Below are 18,956 nucleotides of genomic sequence, written 5' to 3' on the forward strand. Positions count from 1 at the left end.
GAACTCAAGAGAGTTCCGGGCCACCGGTGTTCACCACTTCAGTAGCGGGGACAGGATTTGAACCTGCGACCTCTGGGTTATGAGCCCAGCGAGCTACCGAGCTGCTCCACCCCGCGTCGGTGAACACAACTCTACGCGGCGCCCCCCACCAGCGCAAATCTCTTACGAAGGCCCGGCACGGGGCGGCTCACGGGAGCCGTGCTCCGCCTCCGTACCCGGCCCTCAGGCCGTCAGCTCCTGGTGCAGCGCATCGCGCAACCGCGCCGCCCGCTCCGCCACCTCCGCCGGCCCCAGCTCCACCGCCCGCACGCACCACCGCTCGCCCTCGCCCAGCTCGCCACGGCGGGCCGCCAGCAGCGCCAGCCGCAGCGCCGCCCGCCCGTGCCCGGCATGCGCCGCCCGCGTCCACCACAGCTGTGCCTCCGGCTCGCGCCCCTCGCGCGCCAGCAGCAGCCCCAGGTTGAACGCCCCGCCCAGGCTTCCCGCCTCGGCTGCCTCCCGGTACCACCGGGCCGCGCCCTCGACGTCGCCCCGCCCGGCCGCGAGCATCCCGACCCGTACCTGCGCACGGCGGTGCCCCTGCTCGGCGGCCCGCTCGTACCACTCCTCGCACTCGGACTTCTCGTCCACCGGCTCACCGAGCACGGGCGGCCCGGCCGGAGGCCTGCGCGCGTCCAGCAGCATCCCCAGCCGAAAGGCGCCCTCCGGGCTGCCGCCGCCCGCCGCCCGCCGCAGATGGGACTCGGCGGCCTGCTCGTCGCCGTCCCGCAGCAACGCGATGCCGACCTGGAGGGCCGCCTCCGTGTGCCCGGCAGCCGCAGCCCGCTCGTACCACTCCAGCGCGGTCTGCTCGTCGCCCCGGCCGGCGTGCAGAATCCCCAGGTTGAAGGCGGCGTCCACACTCCCCACCTCCGCCGCCTTGGAGAACCACGGCTCGGCGCCGGACGCGTCGCCGCCCTGCAGCAACAGAATGGCCAGCGCGTTCGCAGCCTCCCGGTGACCCGCGTAGGCGGCCCGCCGGTACCACTGCTCGGCCTGCGCCGTACGCCCCTGGGCGGCGCACAACAGCCCGAGGTTGTATGCCCCGTTGATGTCGCCCGCGTCCAGAGCGGCCCGGTACCACCGCTCCGCCGTCTGCTGCTCGCCCCGGGCCGCGTGCTGCGCGCCCAGCGCGTTGGCGGCGTTCCCGTCGCCCTCCTGGGCGGCGCGCAGCCACCACACGGCGGCGCTCTCCTCGTCGCCCGCGTCGCGCAGCAGGAACCCGAGTGCGCACGCGGCGCGCGGCTCGCCGTCCTTGGCGGAGGTCAGGTACCAGCGCCCGGCCTCCTTGAGCTCGCCGCGGGCCTCCAGGATGACGCCCAGGTGCAGGGCCGCCCTGCGGTGGCCGCGCGCGGCGGCCTGCCGGTACCACTGCTCGGCCTCCACCTCGGGCGGCTTCTCGCCCGGGGCGACGGAGGAGGAGCGCAGCATGCGCGGGTCGGTGTCCCAGGTGATGCCGCGCCGGCTGGCGACGTCCGCGGCGGGACCGCCGCCCGTGGGCGTACCCGCGCGGCGGTCGAGCAGCCGGGCGAGGCGGTACGAGGCCTCCCGGTGGCCCTGCTCCGCGGCGGCGCGCAGCCAGCGCTCGGCGCCGACGTCGCCGCGGTGTTCGAGGAGCTCGGCGAGGGCGTAGGCACCCAGGGCGTGCCCGTGTTCGGCGGACTGGCGCAGCCAGTACTCGGCGGCGGGCTCGTCGCCGCGCTCGCGGTAGTGCCTGCCCAGGGCGTGGGCGGCGGCTGCGGACCCTGCGACGGCGGCGATGCGCCACCATCCGGCGGCCTCTTCCGCGTACCCGCGCTGGAGCAGCAGGACGCCGAGGTTGTTGGCGGCGGCCCGGTCGCCCTCGGCGGTGGCGGCACGGAGGTGGGGCTCGGCGCCGTCGAGGTCGCCGCGGCGCAGCAGCAGGGACCCCAGGATGCTCATGGACGCGGCGTCGCCGTTCGCGGCGGCCTGCCGGTGGCGCACCTCGTCCTCCGCCGTGGCGGTGTCGGTGCCGTCGGTGCTGTCGGTGGGTCGCCGCTGTTCCAGCAGGCCCGTGTCGAACCGCCCGGTCTCGTCCTGCGCCGTCTCGTCCCGAGCCGCTTCGCCCCGCGTTGTCTCAACCCGCCCTGTCTCCAACAGAGTTGCCCTGTCCCCCATAGTTTTCATCGTCGCACCACCCGCAACCCGGGTACACCTGGTATACCGCAGCCATTGAGGTCACTACAGCGTTTTGTCGACATGCCCACAGGGCGACAAGTCAAACACATTCGGTACCTGGACATACGACGAGGGCCCGGATCCTCAATGGATCCGGGCCCTCGTCTTTTCAGTAGCGGGGACAGGATTTGAACCTGTGACCTCTGGGTTATGAGCCCAGCGAGCTACCGAGCTGCTCCACCCCGCGTCGTTGTTGTGCAACCGTACCACGACGCGGGGAGGAGCCCTTCCGGCCTGCCTCTGGCCCTGCTACCTGCCCTTTTCCGGCCTGCCTGCGGCCCTGTTCCGGCACCTTCTGCCGGCCCTGCCAGGGCTACTCGTTCTTCGCGGGCTCCTTCGGGTCCTGCTTGGCGGGCGGCGCCTTCTGGGCGTCGGCCGCCTGCTGGAGCGCCGTCTGAAGCTTCTCCTGGGCCTTGCCGTAGGCCGCCCAGTCCTGCTTCGCCAGCGCCTTCTCGCCCTCTTCGTACGCCGCCTGGGCGTCCGCGATGGCCTTCTGGAGCGCGACCGAGCCGGTGGCCGGCGGCTTGGTGGTGCCGTCGCCCGTGTCCGGCGGTGTCTCCGCGCCCTTGTCGCCGAAGACCGCGTTGAGCGCCTCGGCGAGCGAGTTCTTGAAGACGGTCTCCTTGCCGTACGAGACGCCGACCTTCTTCAGCAGCGGGTACTGGGCGTTGTTGCCCTGTGCGTACACCGGCTCGACGTACAGGAATCCGTCGTTGAGCGGGATCGTCAGCAGGTTGCCGTACTCGATGTCCGAGTTGGCGCCCTTGGTGTTGCGGACGAACTCCGTCACCTCGGGGTTGGTGCTCAGCCGGTTCTGCACCTGCTGCGGCCCCAGTACGTCACCCGTCACCCTCAGCAGTCTTATCGTGCCGTAGCTCTTGCTCGCGGCATCGGCGTCGACCGCCATGAACCCCCCGAGGTTGGGGCGTCCGTTGGGCGTGAAGGTGGTCGTCAGCGAGAACTTCTGGTTCTCGTCGCCGGGCATCTTCAGGCTCAGGTAGTACGGCGGGACGGCGCCCTTGGCGTCGGTCGTCGGGTCGTCCGGGACCTGCCAGGCGTCGGAGCCGCTGTAGAACTGCGCCGGGTCCTCGACGTGGTACCGGGTGAGCAGCTCGCGCTGGACCTTGAACATGTCCTGCGGGTAGCGCAGGTGCGCCTTGAGCTGCGGGTCGATCTCGGACTTGTCCTTGACCGTGCCCGGGAACGCCTTCTTCCAGGTCTGCAGGACCGGGTCCTTCTCGTCCCACTCGTAGAGCTGGACCGAACCGTCGTACGCGTCGACGGTGGCCTTCACCGAGTTGCGGATGTAGTTGACCTGGTTCTGCTGGGCGACGACGGCGCGCTGGTTGGTGGTCAGCGAGTCCGTCGTGGAGTCCCCGAGCGTCGTGCGCGACGCGTACGGGTAGCCGTTGGTCGTCGTGTACGCGTCGACGATCCACTGGATCTTGCCCTTGACGATCGCCGGGTAGGCGTCGCCGTCGATGGTCAGCCAGGGGGCGACCGCCTCGACGCGCTGCTTGGGCGTGCGGTTGTAGAGAATCCGCGAACCCTCGCCGATGGCGCCGGAGTAGAGGATCTGCGGCTCGCTCATCGTGACGGCGTAGGCCGCACGGTTGAGCGGGTTGGAGAGGTTGACGCCGCTGCCACCCTTGTAGCTGGTGTTCTTGGTGTCCTCGCCGTTCTTCTCGTAGTCGAGCTCCTGCTGCGGGCCGCCGACGATCGAGTACTGCTCGGTCTTCTCGCCGTAGTAGATCCGCTGCTCGTACTTGCCGCCGTCCGTGAGGGCGCCCCTGGCGGGGAGGCCGGACTCGGTGAAGTCCGGGCCGCCCTCGTTGTCCGCGTTGACGGACGTGCCCTTGGCGGCCACCACGCCGTACCCGTGGGTGTAGGTGAAGTGGTCGTTGATCCAGTTGCGCTTGGGGATGCCCTTGAGGTCCAGCTCGCGCAGGCCGATGACGGTGTCCTGGCCGTTGTACCGGTCCACGTCGAGGGTCTGCGGGAACTGGTAGTACTTCCGCTCCTGCTGGAGCTGGCGGAAGGTCGGCGAGACGACGTTCGGGTCGAGGAGGCGGTAACTGGCCGCCGTGTCGGCGTCCTTGCGGAGCTTCGCGTTGTTGCCGCCGTCGTTCGTGCCCCGGTAGTCGGTGACCTTGGCGCCGTCGATGTCGTACGCCTGACGGGTCGCATCGATGTTCTTCTCGATGTACGGGGCTTCCTTGGCCTGCTCGTTCGGCTGGACCTGGAACTTCTGCACGATCGCCGGGTAGAGCCCGCCGATCAGGATCGCGGAGAGCACCATCAGGCCGAAGCCGATCACCGGCAGCTGCCAGGTGCGGCGCCACAGCGTCGCGAAGAACAGCACGGCGCAGATGACGGCGATGCAGAACAGGATCGTCTTCGCCGGGAGGTAGGCGTTGGCGTCGACGTACCGCAGGCCCGTCCAGTTGCCGGTGGCCTTGAAGTCACTGGACTTCACTGCCAGGCCGTACCGGTCGAGCCAGTACGCGACGGCCTTCAGCGCGACGAAGATGCCGAGCAGCACCGAGAGGTGGCCCGTGGCCGCGGCGGTCGCGCGCGCACCGGGGCTGGTCAGACGCAGCCCGCCGTACAGGTAGTGCACCAGGGCGGCGGCGACCAGCGAGACCACCACGGCCGCGAAGCCGAAGCCGAGCAGGAAGCGGTACCACGGCAGGTCGAACGCGTAGAACGACACGTCCAGACCGAACTGCGGGTCCTTCTGGCCGAACGGCACTCCGTTGAGGGCCAGCAGCCAGGTGCGCCACTGGCCGGACGCGGAGGCACCGGCGATCAGCCCGACGAGGGCGGTGATCGCGACGAGCACCCACTTCTTGTACGGAGCGAGGCCCATCCGGTAGCGGTCGAGGCTCTGCTGCTCCATCGACATCGCGCTGAGCGGCGGCCTCAGCCGGTGCGCCAGCCAGATGTTCACGCCGACGGCCGCTGCCATGAGCAGACCGAAGACGGCGAAGAGCCCGATCTTGGTCCACAGGGTGGTGGTGAAGACGGACGAATACTTGACCGATCGGTACCAGAGCCAGTCCGTCCAGAACCCGGCGAACATGACGAATGCCATGGCCAGAACGGCCAGGACACCCAGTGTCATGAGCAGGGTCCGGGCACGCCGGGAGGGCCGGCCCACTCTGATCCGTGGCCCGGTCGGGCCTCCGCCGCGGTCCGGCATCTGGAAAGCCAACGTGCGCACCTCGAAGTTCGCTGTTTGGTGTTATGCGGGTCGTACGGGCCGCGCGGTCGCAGGGCCGTACCTATGCAACTTACTGAAGCTTTACTCAGTTCCCGCTTTGGGGGCCGAAGGAGGCAGGATATTCACCATGTCCAACTCCTCCCCCTCAGACCACACCCCTCCGATGCCCTCGCCGGGCACCCCGATGGCCGCGAGCCCGCTCACCCGGGCCGTCCTGGAGATCGACGAGTACGCGTCCGGCCTCGGCTGGGACAAGCCCGCCCGGCTGTTCGCGCTGGTCGACACCGCGAAGCTGCGCAAGCAGGAGCCCGGACTCGCCTCGCAGCTCGGGATCGACGCGGCGCAGACGACCGGGTTCACACCGATCGAGCAGGAGGAGATTCCGCGCGGCAAGGCCCTGGACGAGTTCCTCGGCACGATCGCCTGGCCCGCCTCGGTGACGGGCTGCGCCCTCACGGTGGAACGCCTGATGCTGCCGCCGTCCGCCGAGGCGTCCGTACCGGAAGGCCTCAAGGGCGCCCAGCTGACCAAGTGGGTCGCCAGGCACCCGGACCGCCAGGAAGTGCGGATGACGGTGGCGGTGCTGCGCGGCGGGGCCCGTGAATCGGCGATCCGGCTGCGCGAGAAGGACTCGCCGAACGAGGTGCTGACGGGGCCCGACCTGGTACCGGGACTGGCCGAGGCGCTGGCCGCGACGTTCGAGTCGTAGTCCCCCGAGCCTCAAGGACTGACGCGCGGGGCAGCCCCCGAGCTTCGAGGGCCGACGCATGGGGGCAGCCCCGAGCCTCAAGGGCTGACGCACGGGGGGGGCAGCCGGTCAGCCCCTCGTGCACTGCGGCAGGTCTGCCGCGTCTCCCTTGCGGATGCCGTCCATCGCCTTGATCGCGTCGTCGATGGTGTCGACCTTGACGAGGGTGAGCCCTTCGGGGACGTCGGCGGCGGCCGTCGCGCAGTTGTCCTTGGGCGTCAGGAAGTACTCGGCCCCCGCCTTGCGCGCGCCGACCGTCTTCATCTGGATGCCCCCGATCGGGCCGACCTTGCCCTTCTCGTCGATCGTGCCCGTACCGGCGACGAACTTCCCGCCCGTCATGTCGCCCTCGGTGAGCTTGTCGACGATTCCCAGGGAGAACATCAGGCCTGCGCTGGGGCCGCCCACGTCGGCCAGCTTGATGTCGATGGTGAACGGGAAGGTGTGGTCGGTCCCGGCCTGGATGCCGACGATCGGCCGCCCGTTGTCCTCGGCCTTCTCCGTGGTGACGACGACCTTCTCGGTGCTGGTGGGCTCCTTGTGCGCCTTCTCCGCGGCCTCGGCGTCCTTGGCCGGCACGACGGTGAAGACGACCTTGTCGCCGGGCTTGCGCCGGGTGACGAGCTTGGAGACGTCCCCCGGCTCCTCGACCTTCTGGCCGTCCACCGCGCGGATGACGTCCCCCGCGTGCAGCTTCCCCTCGGCGGGGCTGTCCTTGACGACGCTCGCGACGACCACGCGCGTGGCGACGGGGATGTTCAGCGCCTTGAGCGCGGCGACCTTCGCGCTCTCCTGGGACTGGCTGAACTCCTCGGCGTTCTCCTGGGTGGACTGCTCCTCGGTCTTGCCGTCGGGGTAGAGAGTGTTGTGCGGCACCACGATGCTGTCGTGCGCCAGCCACCCGTAGACCGCCTCGACCAGGTTCATCGAGTAGTCGGCTCCGGTGACCCGGACCGTCGTCATGTTGAGGTGACCGGTCGTCGGGTACGTCTTGCGGCCGGAAATCTGGAGCACCGGCTCACCACTGGCCTGGCCGAGGGTGTTCACCGTCGGCCCCGGAGACATTTGCGAGTACGGCACTTTGATGAAGACGCCCGCGCAGAGGAGCGCGATCAGGACGAGGGTGGAGGCGAGCATCGTCGCAGTGCGGCGTGGCATGGAACGACAGTACGGGAAGGGTTTGCGGGTGCACCGCTGGGGCCGGTCCGTACGGGGCGCGGGGGCTTCAGCGCAGCGCTCCGGGGCGGCTCGTACGGCCCGGGAGGCCCGTACGGCGGGCGACGCCCTCAGACGGCGTCGGAACCGGAATGCGACTTCTGCATGGCTTCGCGGAACTTCTCATAACCCGCGAGTTCGGCGACATCGCCGGTAGTGCGATTACGGGCGGCCCAACTTCCCCATATCGCAGCCCCGACAGCTGCGAAAAGCGGAATCAGCAACCAGGCAAGTGCAGCCATTCCGACCTCCCGACCCAATGAGCGACCGCTGAACAATCCGAGCGATCGCAGCCAGCCGATCAGCAGATTAACCATCCGCTGCTTCAACGCTCGGGCCAGGGGTCGGGTTACGCAAATCGGGGCGGTTGGCGGCAGAGGCGTTTAGACGGATTTCAGGGGCTTGGGTACGACCTGCCACTCAAACAGGCCCCCAACGACGGCGCTACGCGCCGACCCATTCCTCTGCACCGTCCGAGAATTTCTGGTGCTTCCAGATCGGAACCTCGTGCTTGAGGTCGTCGATCAGCATGCGGCAGGCGTCGAAGGCCTCCGCCCGGTGCGGGCAGGAAACGGCCACCACGACCGCCAGGTCGCCCACCGCGAGGTCGCCCACCCGGTGGACGGCCGCGAGGGCCCGCACGGGGTGGTTCGCGACGACCTTCTCGGCGACGCGGCGCATCTCCGCCTCGGCCGTGGGGTGGCAGGAGTAGCCCAGTGCGTCGACGTCGGCGCCCCCGTCGTGGTTGCGGACGGTGCCGACGAACAGGGCGGTGCCGCCCGCCGCGTCCTCGCCGACGGCCCGGAAGACCTCGTCGAGCGAGAGCGGGGTGTCGCGGATCGCGAGCAGCCGGATCGGATCCTGGGCCGCCTGTTCGCCCGGATGGGTGTTCGGGGTGCTGGGTGTGCCTGCCATGGCCCCATCGTGCCGTACGGCACCGACAACGGGGAACTGCGCGTTCGACCGGCACGCGGGTGTGCCGTATGGAGCCTCCTCCAGACGTACCGGCCGACAGTGCCGTACGGGCTCAGATGCGGCGGCGTGCCTTGCGTGCGCGGCGCACCAGGGCGGCCGTACCGAGCAGTGCGACCGTCGCCCCTGCGGCGCCCGCCGCCGTGGCATCCTTGCGGCCGAGGCGGCGGCCCGCGAAGGTGTGCCGTCCCGCGACCTCCTCAAGGAGCTGGGTGAGGACCTCCTCGTTGGTCCACCGGGGCCGCCAGCCCGCGTCGTGCAGCCGCGAGACGCTGACCACCCAGGGGTGCATCGTGTACGCGAGATCGCCCGCCGGCGACGGGGTGAGGCCGATCCGGTGCAGCCGGGCGGCGGCGCCCAGGGCGACGGCGGAGGGCAGTTCCATCCGGCGGATGCCGCTGAGCTCCTCGACCTCCTCCTGCTCCAGCCAGCCGTCGCAGCCGACCGCGAGCTCGCCCTCGACCTTTTCGAGCGCCGCGTACTCCAGTGCGCTGACCAGGTCCTCCACGTGGCAGAACTGCCAGGTAGGGCGGGATCCGGCGGCCACCAGCAGGCGGGGCGACTCGAAGTAGCGGGTCAGCGCCGTGTCCGTACCGCCGACCAGGACGGCCGGGCGTACGACGGTGACGTTGAGACCGGGATGGGCGCGGGGCGCGCGGCGGCCGAGCCGCTCGACCTCCAGGAGGTCGCCGACACCTGTGGCTTCGGCGGTGGCACGCAGCTCGGCGTCCTCGGAGAGCGGGATGTCGTTGTCCGGGAGGGCGCCGTAGACCATGGCGGAGGTGCACAGGACGACCCGGTGCACCCCGGCGGCAGCGGCGGCGGTGAGCACCGTCTGCGTACCGCGCACGTTGTACGCGGTACGGGCCGCGGGGTCGCTCTCCAGGTCGAGGTCGAGCGCGAGGTGCACGACGACGTCGGCGCCCCGCAGTTTCTCGGCGATGGCGGGGTCGCGGACGTCGAGGACGTGCCACTCCGCCTCGGCGACGTCGCCGCGCCGCTCGTCGATCGCGACGACCTGCTTGATCTCGTCCGAATCGGCCAGTCTTCGGGTCAGCAGGGCTCCGACACCGGACGCGGCACCGGTGACCGCGACCACGGGACCCCGCACTGCGGGGGTTGAGCGGTTTCGCGCTCCGCGAACCTTGGAATCTGTTGCGCGAACCTGCGGATCTGGGGAACTCACCGGGCGTCTCCAGCGGTTGTCTTCAGTACGTACGCGAGTTGGCGCGTACGGACCAGGTGGCGTCCATCCTGCCGCAGGCCCCGAGTCCGCGGAGCACCGAGACCGGAATCAAGTTCTGGTGTCTACGCTGGGTGGTGATGTCGGGCAGCCGCCGTCGGCACGAGCCGGCGGCCATACGAGCCGAGGAAACCCGTGAGTGACACCCCATTCGGATTCGGCCTTCCGCCGGAGGAGCCGGAGGACGGCGACGGCAAGAAGAAGGACCCTGCCGGTGGTGGGCAGGGTTCCGGCGGTGACCCGTCGAACCCCTTCGCAGGGTTCGGCGCGCTGCCGGGCATGGGCGGGGCGGGGGGTGACAATCCCTTCGCCGCGATGTTCGGCTCCATGAATCCGAACGACCTGGGCGCCGCCTTCCAGCAGCTCGGCCAGATGCTGAGCTACGAGGGCGGTCCCGTGAACTGGGACATGGCCAAGGACATCGCCCGCCAGACCGTCGCGCAGGGCACCTCCGACGGCACCAAGGACTCCAGCGTCAGCGCCGCCGAGCGCTCCGCCGTCGAGGAGGCCGTGCGCCTCGCCGACCACTGGCTGGACGGCGTGACCTCGCTGCCCTCCGGGGCGACCACGGCGGTGGCGTGGAGCCGCGCGGAGTGGGTCGAGGCGACCCTGCCCGCGTGGCAGCAGCTGGTGGACCCGGTCGCGGAGCGGGTCGGCGCGGCCATGGGCGACGTGTTGCCCGAGGAGATGCAGGCCATGGCGGGCCCGCTGATCGGCATGATGCGCTCCATGGGCGGCGCCATGTTCGGTCAGCAGATCGGTCAGGCCGTCGGCGTGCTGGCGGGTGAGGTGGTCGGTTCGACCGACATCGGCCTGCCGCTGGGCCCGGTCGGCAAGGCCGCGCTGCTGCCGCTGAACATCGACGCCTTCGGCAAGGACCTGGGCGTCGAGGCGAACGAGGTGCGGCTGTACCTGGCCCTGCGCGAGGCCGCCCACCAGCGGCTCTTCGCGCACGTGCCGTGGCTGCGCTCGCACCTGTTCGGCGCGGTCGAGGGCTATGCCCGCGGGATCACCGTGGACACCTCGAAGCTGGAGGAGGCGGTCGGCGGGCTCGACCCGTCCAACCCCGAGCAGCTTCAGGAGGCGCTCCAGCAGGGCATGTTCCAGCCCGAGGAGACCCCGGCGCAGAAGGCCGCCCTGGCCCGTCTGGAGACGGCGCTCGCGCTCGTCGAGGGCTGGGTCGACGCGGTGGTGCACGAGGCCGCGAAGCCGCGCCTGACGTCGGCCGACGCGCTGCGCGAGACGCTGCGCAGGCGGCGGGCATCGGGCGGTCCTGCGGAGCAGACGTTCGCGACGCTGGTGGGCATGCAGCTGCGTCCGCGCCGGTTGCGGGACGCCGCCCGGCTGTGGGCCTCGCTCACGGACGCGCGGGGCCTTGAGGGCCGCGACGGGCTGTGGGAGCACCCGGACATGCTGCCGACGGCGGACGACCTGGACGACCCGGACGGGTTCGTGCACCGCGAGCAGATGGACTTCTCCGAGCTGGACAAGATGCTCGGCGAGGCGGCGGGGAAGCCGAATCTGAAGAAGGACGACGACGGCAGGAGCGACGACGGCAAGGGCTCCGACGGCGACGAGGGCGCCAAGTGACCCTGCACGACGACGCGGTCCTCGTACTCAAGGGGTACGAGGACCAGGCCGACCTGCGGCAGCAGTACCTGGACCACCTCGCGGCGCACCCGGACGGGATGTGGAAGGCCTGCACGGCCGGGCACCTCACGGCCAGTGCGCTGGTGGTGGACCCGGAGCGCGGCCGGGTGCTGCTGACGCTGCACAAGAAGCTGAAGATGTGGCTCCAGATGGGCGGCCACTGCGAGCCGGGCGACGCGACGCTGGCGGACGCCGCACTGCGGGAGGCGACCGAGGAGTCCGGCATCGCCGGTCTGACGCTCCTCGCGGTCGGCCCGGTCCGGCTGGACCGGCACCCGATTCCGGCCCCGTGCCACTGGCACCTGGACGTGCAGTACGCGGCGATCGCCCCGGCCGGTGCGGTCGAGGCGATCAGCGAAGAGTCCGACGACCTCCGCTGGTTCGCCTACGACGAGGTCGCGACCGTGGCCGACGAGTCGGTCGTACGCCTGCTGGAGCGGACGCGCGCGGCGCTGTAGCCGACGCCGGACGTATGGGGCGGCCTCTTGAAGGCCGCCCCATCAGGGGCGCGGGGCCGTGTTCCCTCCGCGGCTCCGCCGCGTGGGCGCGACCAGCCACGACGGACCCGCGCGAAGTCACCCCCGCCGCCGCACGCTCAGTTCCAGGCGTTGTTCTGGTTCTGGCCGTGCGCCCCCTGCTGGCCCACCCCGTACTGGGCCGCCGCGCCCTGCCCGATCACCGCGTTCTGCGGCGGCATGACCTCGCTGGGCTGGACCAGGACGATGCCCTGGCCGAGGAAGCTGAGCTCCCAGCCCTCGCCGGTGTTGCCACGCCTGCGCCGTACTCCCGAGGAGTGCGTCTGCGCCTGCATCTGCACCCGCAGCGACGCCGACCAGGCGACCACCGCGTCCGCGTCGGCGCTGATGTAGCGGTCGGGCGTGACCTGCATCATCAGCGGCTGCCCCGAGGTCATCAGGGCGACCTTGCCGCGGCCGGAGACGTTCATCTGGTACTTGCCGGAGCCGGAGATTCCGTACTGGCTGTCCACGGCGACGACTTCGGTGTGCAGCGCCGAGTCCATGGCCAGGACGTAGCTGCTGTCGACGGTGAGGCCGTCCTGGTCGATGTCCACGACGTGGATGTACTGGGCAAGGTTGGCGAGGAAGACGGTGCCCTGCCCGGAGCAGCGCATCAGGTCCAGGCCCTCGCCGGTGTTGGCGCGGGCGCGCTGTTGCTGCTGCGAGACGTACTCGCCGTCGAACTCCATCAGCCCCTGGTACGCGACCATGCTGCCCTTGCGGGCCAGGACGTCGTCGTGGCCGGTCAGGGCGACTCGCAGGAGCTGCGGGTTCTGCGCGGTGTAGCGCTCGGCGGACTGCTGTTCCGTGTAGCCGAAAAGCGGGCTCTGCATGATGTTCCCTATCCCCCTCAGTTCCTGATCCGCAGCCGGTCCGAGCTGTCCTCGCTGGGCTGTACGACGACGACGCCCTGGCCCGAGAAGGCCATCTGGTACGCCTCGCCGCTGCCCCGCCCGATCAGCGAGGACGCCTTGAAGCTGCGCTTGCCCTTCACCTTGAGGTTCGGGGACCAGGCGACGAGGGCGTCCGGGTCGACGTACGTCTCGTCCTCTCCTCGTCCGCAGTCCACGACGAGCGGGGTGCCTCGTGAGGTGAGGGCGACCCAGCCGGTGCCGGAGACCTTCACGTTCCACAGGCCCTGGCCGGCGAACTTGGCGAGGCCCTTGACGCGCTCTACGCCCCACTGGAGGGACGCGTCGAAGGCGAGCAGATTGGTGCCGTTGACCGAGAGGGCGTCGTTGGTGAGGTTGATGACGACGACGTCCGCGCCGTAGTCGGCGAGGTAGAGCAGGCCGTCACCGGCGCACTTCATGAGCGGAGCGCCCTCACCTGTGATCCACTGCGAGGCGATCTGGCGGACTGCCGGCGGGTTGGGCTCGTACTGGACGAAGCCTTCGTAGGCCACCATCGAGCCCGTACGCGCGTACAGGTCCTGGCCGGTGACCATGGCGACCTTGACCATGGACCGGCCGTGGTTCTCCATGCGGGCGGCTACGGGGGTCGGGGCGAAGCCCGCGAGTTGCTGGTTCATTCTTCGGGCTCCCTCAGACCTCGTACGGCTGGACGACGATGAAGTTCCCGGGGGCTCCCCGGAACTGGAGGTTCACCGTCTCCCCGCTGTGGCCGGGGAACGCCTGGCGGCGCAGCCTGACCTGGCTGGAGAGGATCACCTGGGACGCTGCCGACCACGCCACGATGGCATTGCTGTCGGCGAACGTGGTGGGCGTGACCGGCAGAACGACCGGTACGCCCTGGGTCTTCACGACGACGGTGCCGGTGCCGTGGAACATCATCGTGAAGAGCGCGCCGCCGGGGATGCCGTGGCCCTCGATGCGGCGGACCTCGTGCTGGAGGGTCTCGTCGAAGGCGAGGACGTTCTCGGCGGAGACGCAGATCCCGTCGCCCTGGAGCTCGATGGGGTGCAGGTGGGAGGCGTTCTCCGCGAAGAAGACCTGGCCCTGCCCGGTGCAGCGCATCAGCTGCATCTCCTGGCCGGTGGCGTTGCCGACCATGCGGCCCGCGAAACCGGCGCCCTTGTAGCTGAAGTCGACCTTGCCCTGGTACATCACCATGCTGCCCTGGCGGGCGAGCACGGGCGTGCCGTTGTTGCCGAGGTCGACCCGCATCAACTGCTCGTTCTGCGGGGTCCAGCGCTGGCCGGTGGGCGTCTCGCGGTACTTCTCCAGAGCGGACTGGAGGCCGGGGGCGGTCTGCGGTGCGCCCTGCGGCATGCCCTGGGGAATCCCTTGGGGCGGCATGCCCTGCTGTCCGTACGGCTGGTGCTGCTGCTGGCCGTACGGCTGCTGCGGGGGCTGCTGGCCGGGTTGTTGCCCCGGATGCTGGCCCGGATGCTGGCCTGGCTGTTGTCCGTACGGGCCGGGGGCGGCCGGTGCTGCCGGCGGGTAGCCGTACTGACCGCCCTGTTGCCCCGGGACCTGCCCGTACTGCTGGGGCGGTTGGGGCGCCTGCGGTGCGTGCGGCGGCTGTCCGTACGGCTGTTGCGCGTGCAGCGGTGCGGCGATCGTCTGCGCCGCGTGCACGGGCGGGACGCCGGGGGTCGGGGCCGGGGGCGGGGTGGCGCCCTGCGGCGGGGCGTAGTGCTGCTGCGCGGGAGCCTGCGGGGCCGGGGCCTGCGGTGCGCTCTGCTGGGCAGGAACGCCGAAGGACGGAGCAGGCTGCTGCGGTTCGGGCTGGGCGGGACCGGCCTGGGCCGGCGGGGCGAAACCGGGGGCGCCACCCTGCTGCGGTGCCGGGGCCGCGGGCTGCTCCTCCTCGGCGACCTCGCCGCCGAAGTTCTTCAGCAGTGCCTCAAGGCCGCCGTCGAAGCCCTGCCCGACGGCGGCGAAACGCCACACGTCCTTGAGGTAGAAGTCCCCGAGCATCACGGCGCGCTCGGTGGTGAACTCGGCTCCGGTGAAGGCGTACCTGACGACCTCTTCGCCTCCGGCGACGACCCTGATGTACCCGGGGGCGACCTGCGACATCTGCCCCGCACCGTCGAGCGTCGCGGTGAACGAAAGCTTGTGAATGTGGGACGGGATGCGGTCCAGGGTGACGCGGAACGACTCTGTGTCACCGGCCTGCGCACCCAGGAGCTGGATCGACTCCTCGGGCGACTTGGGCTGGTTGAAGAAGATGAAATACCGGTCGTCGGTCAACTGCTCGTTGGCGTCGAGGCCGAAACAGCTGATGTCGAATGACAGCCCGGGAGCGCCGATCTGTACACCTACGTACAGATCCGTCCCTGCTGTGAGGTCACTGATTTTGGCCTTGTGGCCGCGCTGGAAGTCCCTGGCCATACGAAACGACCGTCCCCCGTCCCGGATATGAATACTTCGCGTCAGGCTAACCGCAAACACTGACAGCGAGGCAAGCCGGTACACAGTCGGTACAGATCACCCCGGAAGGCCGTCACCGCTTCGGGGCGGCGACACGGAGCGTTACTCGCCGCGCGCTTTGGGGAGGTGCGGCAGGCGGTCGGCGGCGACCACCCCTTCGAGATAGCCGCGGGCCCGCTCGGTGCGCGGGTACGCCTCCAGGAGCTGCCAGAAGGGCGCGCCGTGTCCGGGCACGAGCAGGTGGGCCAGCTCGTGGAGGAGCACGTAGTCGATCACGTACTCGGGCATCCCCTGGAGCCGGTGGGAGAGACGGATGCTGCCCTCGGCGGGGGTGCAGGAGCCCCAGCGGGTGTTCTGGTTGGTCACCCAGCGCACCGATGCGGGTTTCGCGCGCCCTTCGAAGTACTGGGCGGAGAGCCGGTCGGCCCGCTCGGCCAGGTCGTCGTCGCCGAGGGTGCGTTTGCTCTCCTGGGCGGCGAGCTTGTCGAGCATCACGCCCACCCAGCGCTGCTCCTCCGCCTCGGACATCCGGGCGGGGATGAGCACGATGGTGCGGTCACCCTCGCGGTAGGCGGAGACGGTACGGCTGCGCCGGGCGCTTCTGCGGACCTCGACGGCGAAGCGGGGGGACGGGTCGACTGACACGCCCCGACGGTACCCGCTGGGCATGGCGGAAGTCGTCTCTCCGGTGCGTTCCGACCGGAACCCACCGGTGACAGCCGGTACGACTAACACCCGGGCCTGTGGACAACTTTCGGCACCGATCCGCGCAGGCCTGCATTCTGGAATCAGCACACAGGGCGACGAGTTGACTGCACGGAGTCACTCGTTGATGGCACGGCGGGACGGGGGACGGGACATGTATCCGAGGGTGAAGCCCGCGCTGCGGGGAGCCTGGCGGGACCGGCAGAGCGTGCAGTTCGGGGTGACGTCCGCGCACGCGGTGCTGGTGGGGCCGGTGGACACGGCGACCGGCAGCATGATCGAGCTGCTGGACGGGACGCGCGGCATGCCGCTGCTGCGGACGGAGGGCCGGGCGATGGGGCTGCCGGACGGGCAGGTGGACGCCCTGGTCGCCCGGCTGACGGCGGCGGGACTGGTCGACGACGTGACGGCGGGCGGGCCGGCTGCGGACGCCCTGCGTGAACGCGCGGAGGAGCTCGACCGACTGCGGCCGGATCTGGCCTCGCTGACGGTGGTGCACCCGGAGCCGGGTGGCGGGGCGCGGCGGCTGGCGGCGCGGCGGGCGGCGCGGGTCCAGGTGCGCGGGGCGGGCCGGGTCGGCGCGACCGTCGCTTCACTGCTCTCCGCTTCCGGCGTGGGCCGGGTCGACGTGCTGGACGGCGGCTGCGTGGAGCCGTGGGACGTGGCACCGGGCGGAGTCCCGGCCGAGTCCGTCGGCACGCGGCGGGACACCGCGGCCCGGCAGGCGGTGCGCGGGGCGGCACCCGGCCGGCCGCCGCGAGAGAGGTCGCGGGAGGCGGAGCTCACGGGCGGGCCGGGGTTGTCGCTGGTGGTGGTGACTCCCCGGGACGGGCTGGACGCGTACGCACCCGATCCGGCGTCCTCCACGACCTGGATCGGGTCCGGGATCCCCCACCTCTACGCGGGGGTGGTGGAGGCCACCGGAGTGGTGGGGCCGTTGGTGCTGCCGGGCGGGAGCGCCTGCGCCGGGTGCATGGAGCGGTCGCGGGCGAAGCTCGACCCCGGGTGGCCGAGGATGCTGGCGCAGTGGCGCTCCGGGCGCAGGGCGGGCGTACCTGCCTGCGACGTCGCGTTGGCCACCGCGGTGGCGGGGCTCGCCGCGGCCCACGCGCTGGCCTTCCTGGACGGGGAGCTGCCGTCGAGCACAGGAGCGCGCTGGGAGGCCGCGCTGCCGATCCTGGACTGGCGAGCGCAGCAGGTCACGGCACATCGGGACTGCGTCTGCGGTGCAGGTGGGGACGGAGAAGGGGACACCCCCTCGGGGGACTTGAAGCCGCACGACACAATGGCCGGGTAGGCGCCGTCGAAGGAGCACTGAACCAAGCACTGTCGTCAGGGTTCGCGCGGCGCGGCTGTCTGGGATTTGGAGGGGCGCATGTCTGATCTTCCCCGGAAGGCGGTAACCCGTACCGCCAAGCTGGCCGCGTTGCCACTGGGCTTCGCCGGCCGGACCGCTTGGGGCCTCGGCAAACGGATCGGCGGCAAGTCCGCGGAGATCGTCGGCCGGGAACTGCAACAGCGCACGGCGGAACAGCTCTTCAAGGTGCTGGGCGAGCTGAAGGGCGGGGCGATGAAGTTCGGGCAGGCGCTGTCCGTCTTCGAGTCCGCACTGCCGGAGGAGGTCGCCGGGCCGTACCGGGCGGCGCTGACGAAGCTCCAGGAGGCGGCCCCGCCGATGCCCACCCGCACCGTGCACGGGGTGCTGGTGGAGCGGCTGGGCGAGGACTGGCGGGAGTTGTTCCAGGAGTTCGAGGACAAGCCGTCGGCCGCCGCGTCGATCGGGCAGGTGCACCGGGCGGTGTGGCACGACGGGCGCGAGGTGGCCGTCAAGGTGCAGTACCCGGGGGCCGGCGAGGCGTTGCTCTCGGACCTGAATCAACTGGGCCGGTTCGCGAAGCTGTTGGGGCCGCTGGTCCCGGGCATGGACATCAAGCCGCTGATCACGGAGCTCCGCGACCGGGTGTCCGAGGAGCTGGACTACGAACTGGAGGCGCGGGCCCAGCGGGAGCACGCGGCGGAGTTCGTGGACGATCCCGACGTGGTGGTGCCGGACGTGGTGCACCAGTGCGACGAGGTGCTGGTGACCGAGTGGATGGACGGGACGCCCCTCTCCGAGGTGATCGCGGACGGGACGCAGGAACAGCGGGACCGGGCCGGGCAGTTGCTGGCCAGGTTCCTGTTCTCGGGCCCGGCCCGCACCGGGCTGCTGCACGCGGACCCGCACCCGGGCAACTTCCGGCTGCTGCCCGCGGATCCGGACAGGGCCGAGGACGGCCCCTGGCGGCTCGGGGTGCTGGACTTCGGGACCGTGGACCGGCTGCCGGGCGGGCTGCCGGGCACGATCGGCGAGGCGCTGCGGATGACGCTGGAGGGCGACGCCGACGCCGTGTACGGCATGTTGTGCCGCGAGGGGTTCGTCAAGGAGGCCATCGAGCTGGACCCGGGGGCGGTGCTGGACTATCTGGTGCCGATCATCGAGCCGGCCGCGGCCGAGGAGTTCACCTTCACCCGGAGCTGGCTGCGGCAGCAGGCGGGCCGGATCGCCGATGTCCGCTCCCCCGCACACCAGTTGGGCAAGCAGCTCAATCTGCCGCCCTCCTATCTGCTGATCCACCGGGTCACGCTGAGCACCATCGGGGTGCTCTGTCAGCTGGGGGCGACGGTGCGGCTGCGCGAGGAGCTGGAGGAGTGGCTGCCGGGGTTCCGGGAGGAGTCCGGGGACATGGAGGAGCAGGAGCAGGCCAAGGCGGAGTAACCGGGGCCCACGCGGCAGCCGGGGCGGTCACCGGGGTCACCACCGGGTCACCGGGTCACCGGGTCACCACCAGGAGGAGTCGAGGCGGCCTTCGATCGCTCGGAGGTTGGCCCGGGCGCAGTCGACACAGAAGTAGCGGCGGCTGCCGTTCTCGACGGAGCAGGTCCAGGTCGGCGGGGCGCCGCCCGGGGCGTGCGCGCCGCAGCGTGCGCACACGACGGGCTCCTCGCCGTTCCCGGAGGCCGGTGGTGCGGGGCTGGAGTTCTGCGGGTCCACCTCGCGACGATAACCCCGTCGGCGGGCGGAGGGATCCCAACGCACCGCGAAAGCCCTGTGGGGCCGGTCCTGACG

At 70.9% G+C, this 18,956-nt stretch carries 16 protein-coding genes and 2 tRNA genes; 5 read left to right on the top strand and 13 right to left on the bottom strand.

Annotation, left to right across the window (positions count from 1 at the left end):
- Nucleotides 1-42 precede the first annotated feature (42 nt).
- The 4 genes from ACWGIG_RS23460 to ACWGIG_RS23475 form a co-directional block, all read right to left on the bottom strand.
- Nucleotides 43-116, bottom strand: a tRNA-Met gene (locus tag ACWGIG_RS23460).
- Nucleotides 117-222: 106 nt separating this feature from the next.
- Nucleotides 223-2,187, bottom strand: a complete 1,965-nt coding sequence (locus tag ACWGIG_RS23465) for a tetratricopeptide repeat protein (RefSeq protein ID WP_453323607.1) — start codon at nt 2,185-2,187, stop codon at nt 223-225.
- A 164-nt stretch (nt 2,188-2,351) separates the two neighbouring features.
- Nucleotides 2,352-2,425 (bottom strand) — tRNA-Met (locus ACWGIG_RS23470).
- 126 nt (nt 2,426-2,551) lie between these two features.
- Complete coding sequence (locus ACWGIG_RS23475) at nt 2,552-5,440, bottom strand: UPF0182 family membrane protein (RefSeq protein ID WP_453323621.1); 2,889 nt, start codon at nt 5,438-5,440, stop codon at nt 2,552-2,554.
- A 148-nt stretch (nt 5,441-5,588) separates the two neighbouring features.
- Here ACWGIG_RS23475 and ACWGIG_RS23480 point away from each other — a divergent pair, with 148 nt between their 5' ends.
- Nucleotides 5,589-6,170, top strand: coding sequence for a PPA1309 family protein (locus ACWGIG_RS23480; protein ID WP_453323608.1), 582 nt, complete (start codon nt 5,589-5,591; stop codon nt 6,168-6,170).
- A 108-nt stretch (nt 6,171-6,278) separates the two neighbouring features.
- Here the strand turns inward: ACWGIG_RS23480 and ACWGIG_RS23485 are convergent, their stop codons facing one another.
- From ACWGIG_RS23485 to ACWGIG_RS23500, 4 genes are all read right to left on the bottom strand, one after another.
- Nucleotides 6,279-7,367: a YlbL family protein gene (locus tag ACWGIG_RS23485; RefSeq protein ID WP_453323609.1), complete on the bottom strand. Its 1,089-nt coding sequence runs from the start codon at nt 7,365-7,367 to the stop codon at nt 6,279-6,281.
- Nucleotides 7,368-7,495: 128 nt separating this feature from the next.
- Nucleotides 7,496-7,741 carry a hypothetical protein gene (locus ACWGIG_RS23490; protein WP_453323622.1) on the bottom strand — a complete coding sequence of 82 codons (246 nt, stop codon included), beginning with the start codon at nt 7,739-7,741 and terminating at the stop codon, nt 7,496-7,498.
- Nucleotides 7,742-7,868: 127 nt separating this feature from the next.
- Nucleotides 7,869-8,339: a molybdenum cofactor biosynthesis protein MoaE gene (locus ACWGIG_RS23495; protein ID WP_453323610.1), complete on the bottom strand. Its 471-nt coding sequence runs from the start codon at nt 8,337-8,339 to the stop codon at nt 7,869-7,871.
- Between the two features lie 112 nt (nt 8,340-8,451).
- Complete coding sequence (locus ACWGIG_RS23500) at nt 8,452-9,582, bottom strand: SDR family oxidoreductase (protein WP_453323611.1); 1,131 nt, start codon at nt 9,580-9,582, stop codon at nt 8,452-8,454.
- A gap of 192 nt (nt 9,583-9,774) precedes the next feature.
- Between ACWGIG_RS23500 and ACWGIG_RS23505 the strand changes: the two genes are divergently transcribed.
- Complete coding sequence (locus tag ACWGIG_RS23505) at nt 9,775-11,229, top strand: zinc-dependent metalloprotease (RefSeq protein WP_453323612.1); 1,455 nt, start codon at nt 9,775-9,777, stop codon at nt 11,227-11,229.
- Complete coding sequence (locus ACWGIG_RS23510) at nt 11,226-11,747, top strand: NUDIX hydrolase (RefSeq protein WP_453323613.1); 522 nt, start codon at nt 11,226-11,228, stop codon at nt 11,745-11,747. Before ACWGIG_RS23505 ends, ACWGIG_RS23510 begins: the two co-directional genes overlap by 4 nt.
- 137 nt (nt 11,748-11,884) lie before the next feature.
- Here the strand turns inward: ACWGIG_RS23510 and ACWGIG_RS23515 are convergent, their stop codons facing one another.
- The 4 genes from ACWGIG_RS23515 to ACWGIG_RS23530 form a co-directional block, all read right to left on the bottom strand.
- A complete protein-coding gene (locus ACWGIG_RS23515; RefSeq protein ID WP_453323614.1) occupies nt 11,885-12,640 on the bottom strand; it encodes an AIM24 family protein in 756 nt (251 codons plus the stop codon).
- A 17-nt stretch (nt 12,641-12,657) separates the two neighbouring features.
- Nucleotides 12,658-13,338 carry an AIM24 family protein gene (locus ACWGIG_RS23520; protein WP_453323615.1) on the bottom strand — a complete coding sequence of 227 codons (681 nt, stop codon included), beginning with the start codon at nt 13,336-13,338 and terminating at the stop codon, nt 12,658-12,660.
- Between the two features lie 13 nt (nt 13,339-13,351).
- Nucleotides 13,352-15,106, bottom strand: a complete 1,755-nt coding sequence (locus ACWGIG_RS23525; RefSeq protein ID WP_453323616.1) for a TerD family protein — start codon at nt 15,104-15,106, stop codon at nt 13,352-13,354.
- A gap of 141 nt (nt 15,107-15,247) precedes the next feature.
- On the bottom strand, nt 15,248-15,814 hold the full coding sequence (locus ACWGIG_RS23530) for a M48 metallopeptidase family protein (RefSeq protein WP_453323617.1): 567 nt from the start codon (nt 15,812-15,814) through the stop codon (nt 15,248-15,250).
- 190 nt (nt 15,815-16,004) lie between these two features.
- Here ACWGIG_RS23530 and ACWGIG_RS23535 point away from each other — a divergent pair, with 190 nt between their 5' ends.
- Together ACWGIG_RS23535 and ACWGIG_RS23540 are read left to right on the top strand one after the other, a co-directional pair.
- Complete coding sequence (locus ACWGIG_RS23535) at nt 16,005-17,147, top strand: ThiF family adenylyltransferase (protein ID WP_453323618.1); 1,143 nt, start codon at nt 16,005-16,007, stop codon at nt 17,145-17,147.
- Nucleotides 17,148-17,225: 78 nt separating this feature from the next.
- Nucleotides 17,226-18,605 carry an ABC1 kinase family protein gene (locus ACWGIG_RS23540; protein ID WP_453323619.1) on the top strand — a complete coding sequence of 460 codons (1,380 nt, stop codon included), beginning with the start codon at nt 17,226-17,228 and terminating at the stop codon, nt 18,603-18,605.
- A 63-nt stretch (nt 18,606-18,668) separates the two neighbouring features.
- Here ACWGIG_RS23540 and ACWGIG_RS23545 read toward each other — a convergent pair whose 3' ends face one another.
- Nucleotides 18,669-18,881, bottom strand: a complete 213-nt coding sequence (locus ACWGIG_RS23545; protein ID WP_453323620.1) for a hypothetical protein — start codon at nt 18,879-18,881, stop codon at nt 18,669-18,671.
- Between the last annotated feature and the right edge of the window lie 75 nt (nt 18,882-18,956).

This window comes from Streptomyces sp. NPDC054863 (genome assembly GCF_053610825.1).

Bases quoted from the DNA above. Each gene is read 5' to 3' on its own strand.
- ACWGIG_RS23465 (WP_453323607.1), bottom strand. From the start codon at position 2,187: ATGAAAACTATGGGGGACAGGGCAACTCTGTTGGAGACAGGGCGGGTT.
- ACWGIG_RS23475 (WP_453323621.1), bottom strand. From the start codon at position 5,440: ATGCCGGACCGCGGCGGAGGCCCGACCGGGCCACGGATCAGAGTGGGC.
- ACWGIG_RS23480 (WP_453323608.1), top strand. From the start codon at position 5,589: ATGTCCAACTCCTCCCCCTCAGACCACACCCCTCCGATGCCCTCGCCG.
- ACWGIG_RS23485 (WP_453323609.1), bottom strand. From the start codon at position 7,367: ATGCCACGCCGCACTGCGACGATGCTCGCCTCCACCCTCGTCCTGATC.
- ACWGIG_RS23490 (WP_453323622.1), bottom strand. From the start codon at position 7,741: ATGGTTAATCTGCTGATCGGCTGGCTGCGATCGCTCGGATTGTTCAGC.
- ACWGIG_RS23495 (WP_453323610.1), bottom strand. From the start codon at position 8,339: ATGGCAGGCACACCCAGCACCCCGAACACCCATCCGGGCGAACAGGCG.
- ACWGIG_RS23515 (WP_453323614.1), bottom strand. From the start codon at position 12,640: ATGCAGAGCCCGCTTTTCGGCTACACGGAACAGCAGTCCGCCGAGCGC.
- ACWGIG_RS23520 (WP_453323615.1), bottom strand. From the start codon at position 13,338: ATGAACCAGCAACTCGCGGGCTTCGCCCCGACCCCCGTAGCCGCCCGC.
- ACWGIG_RS23525 (WP_453323616.1), bottom strand. From the start codon at position 15,106: ATGGCCAGGGACTTCCAGCGCGGCCACAAGGCCAAAATCAGTGACCTC.
- ACWGIG_RS23530 (WP_453323617.1), bottom strand. From the start codon at position 15,814: ATGCCCAGCGGGTACCGTCGGGGCGTGTCAGTCGACCCGTCCCCCCGC.
- ACWGIG_RS23535 (WP_453323618.1), top strand. From the start codon at position 16,005: ATGTATCCGAGGGTGAAGCCCGCGCTGCGGGGAGCCTGGCGGGACCGG.
- ACWGIG_RS23540 (WP_453323619.1), top strand. From the start codon at position 17,226: ATGTCTGATCTTCCCCGGAAGGCGGTAACCCGTACCGCCAAGCTGGCC.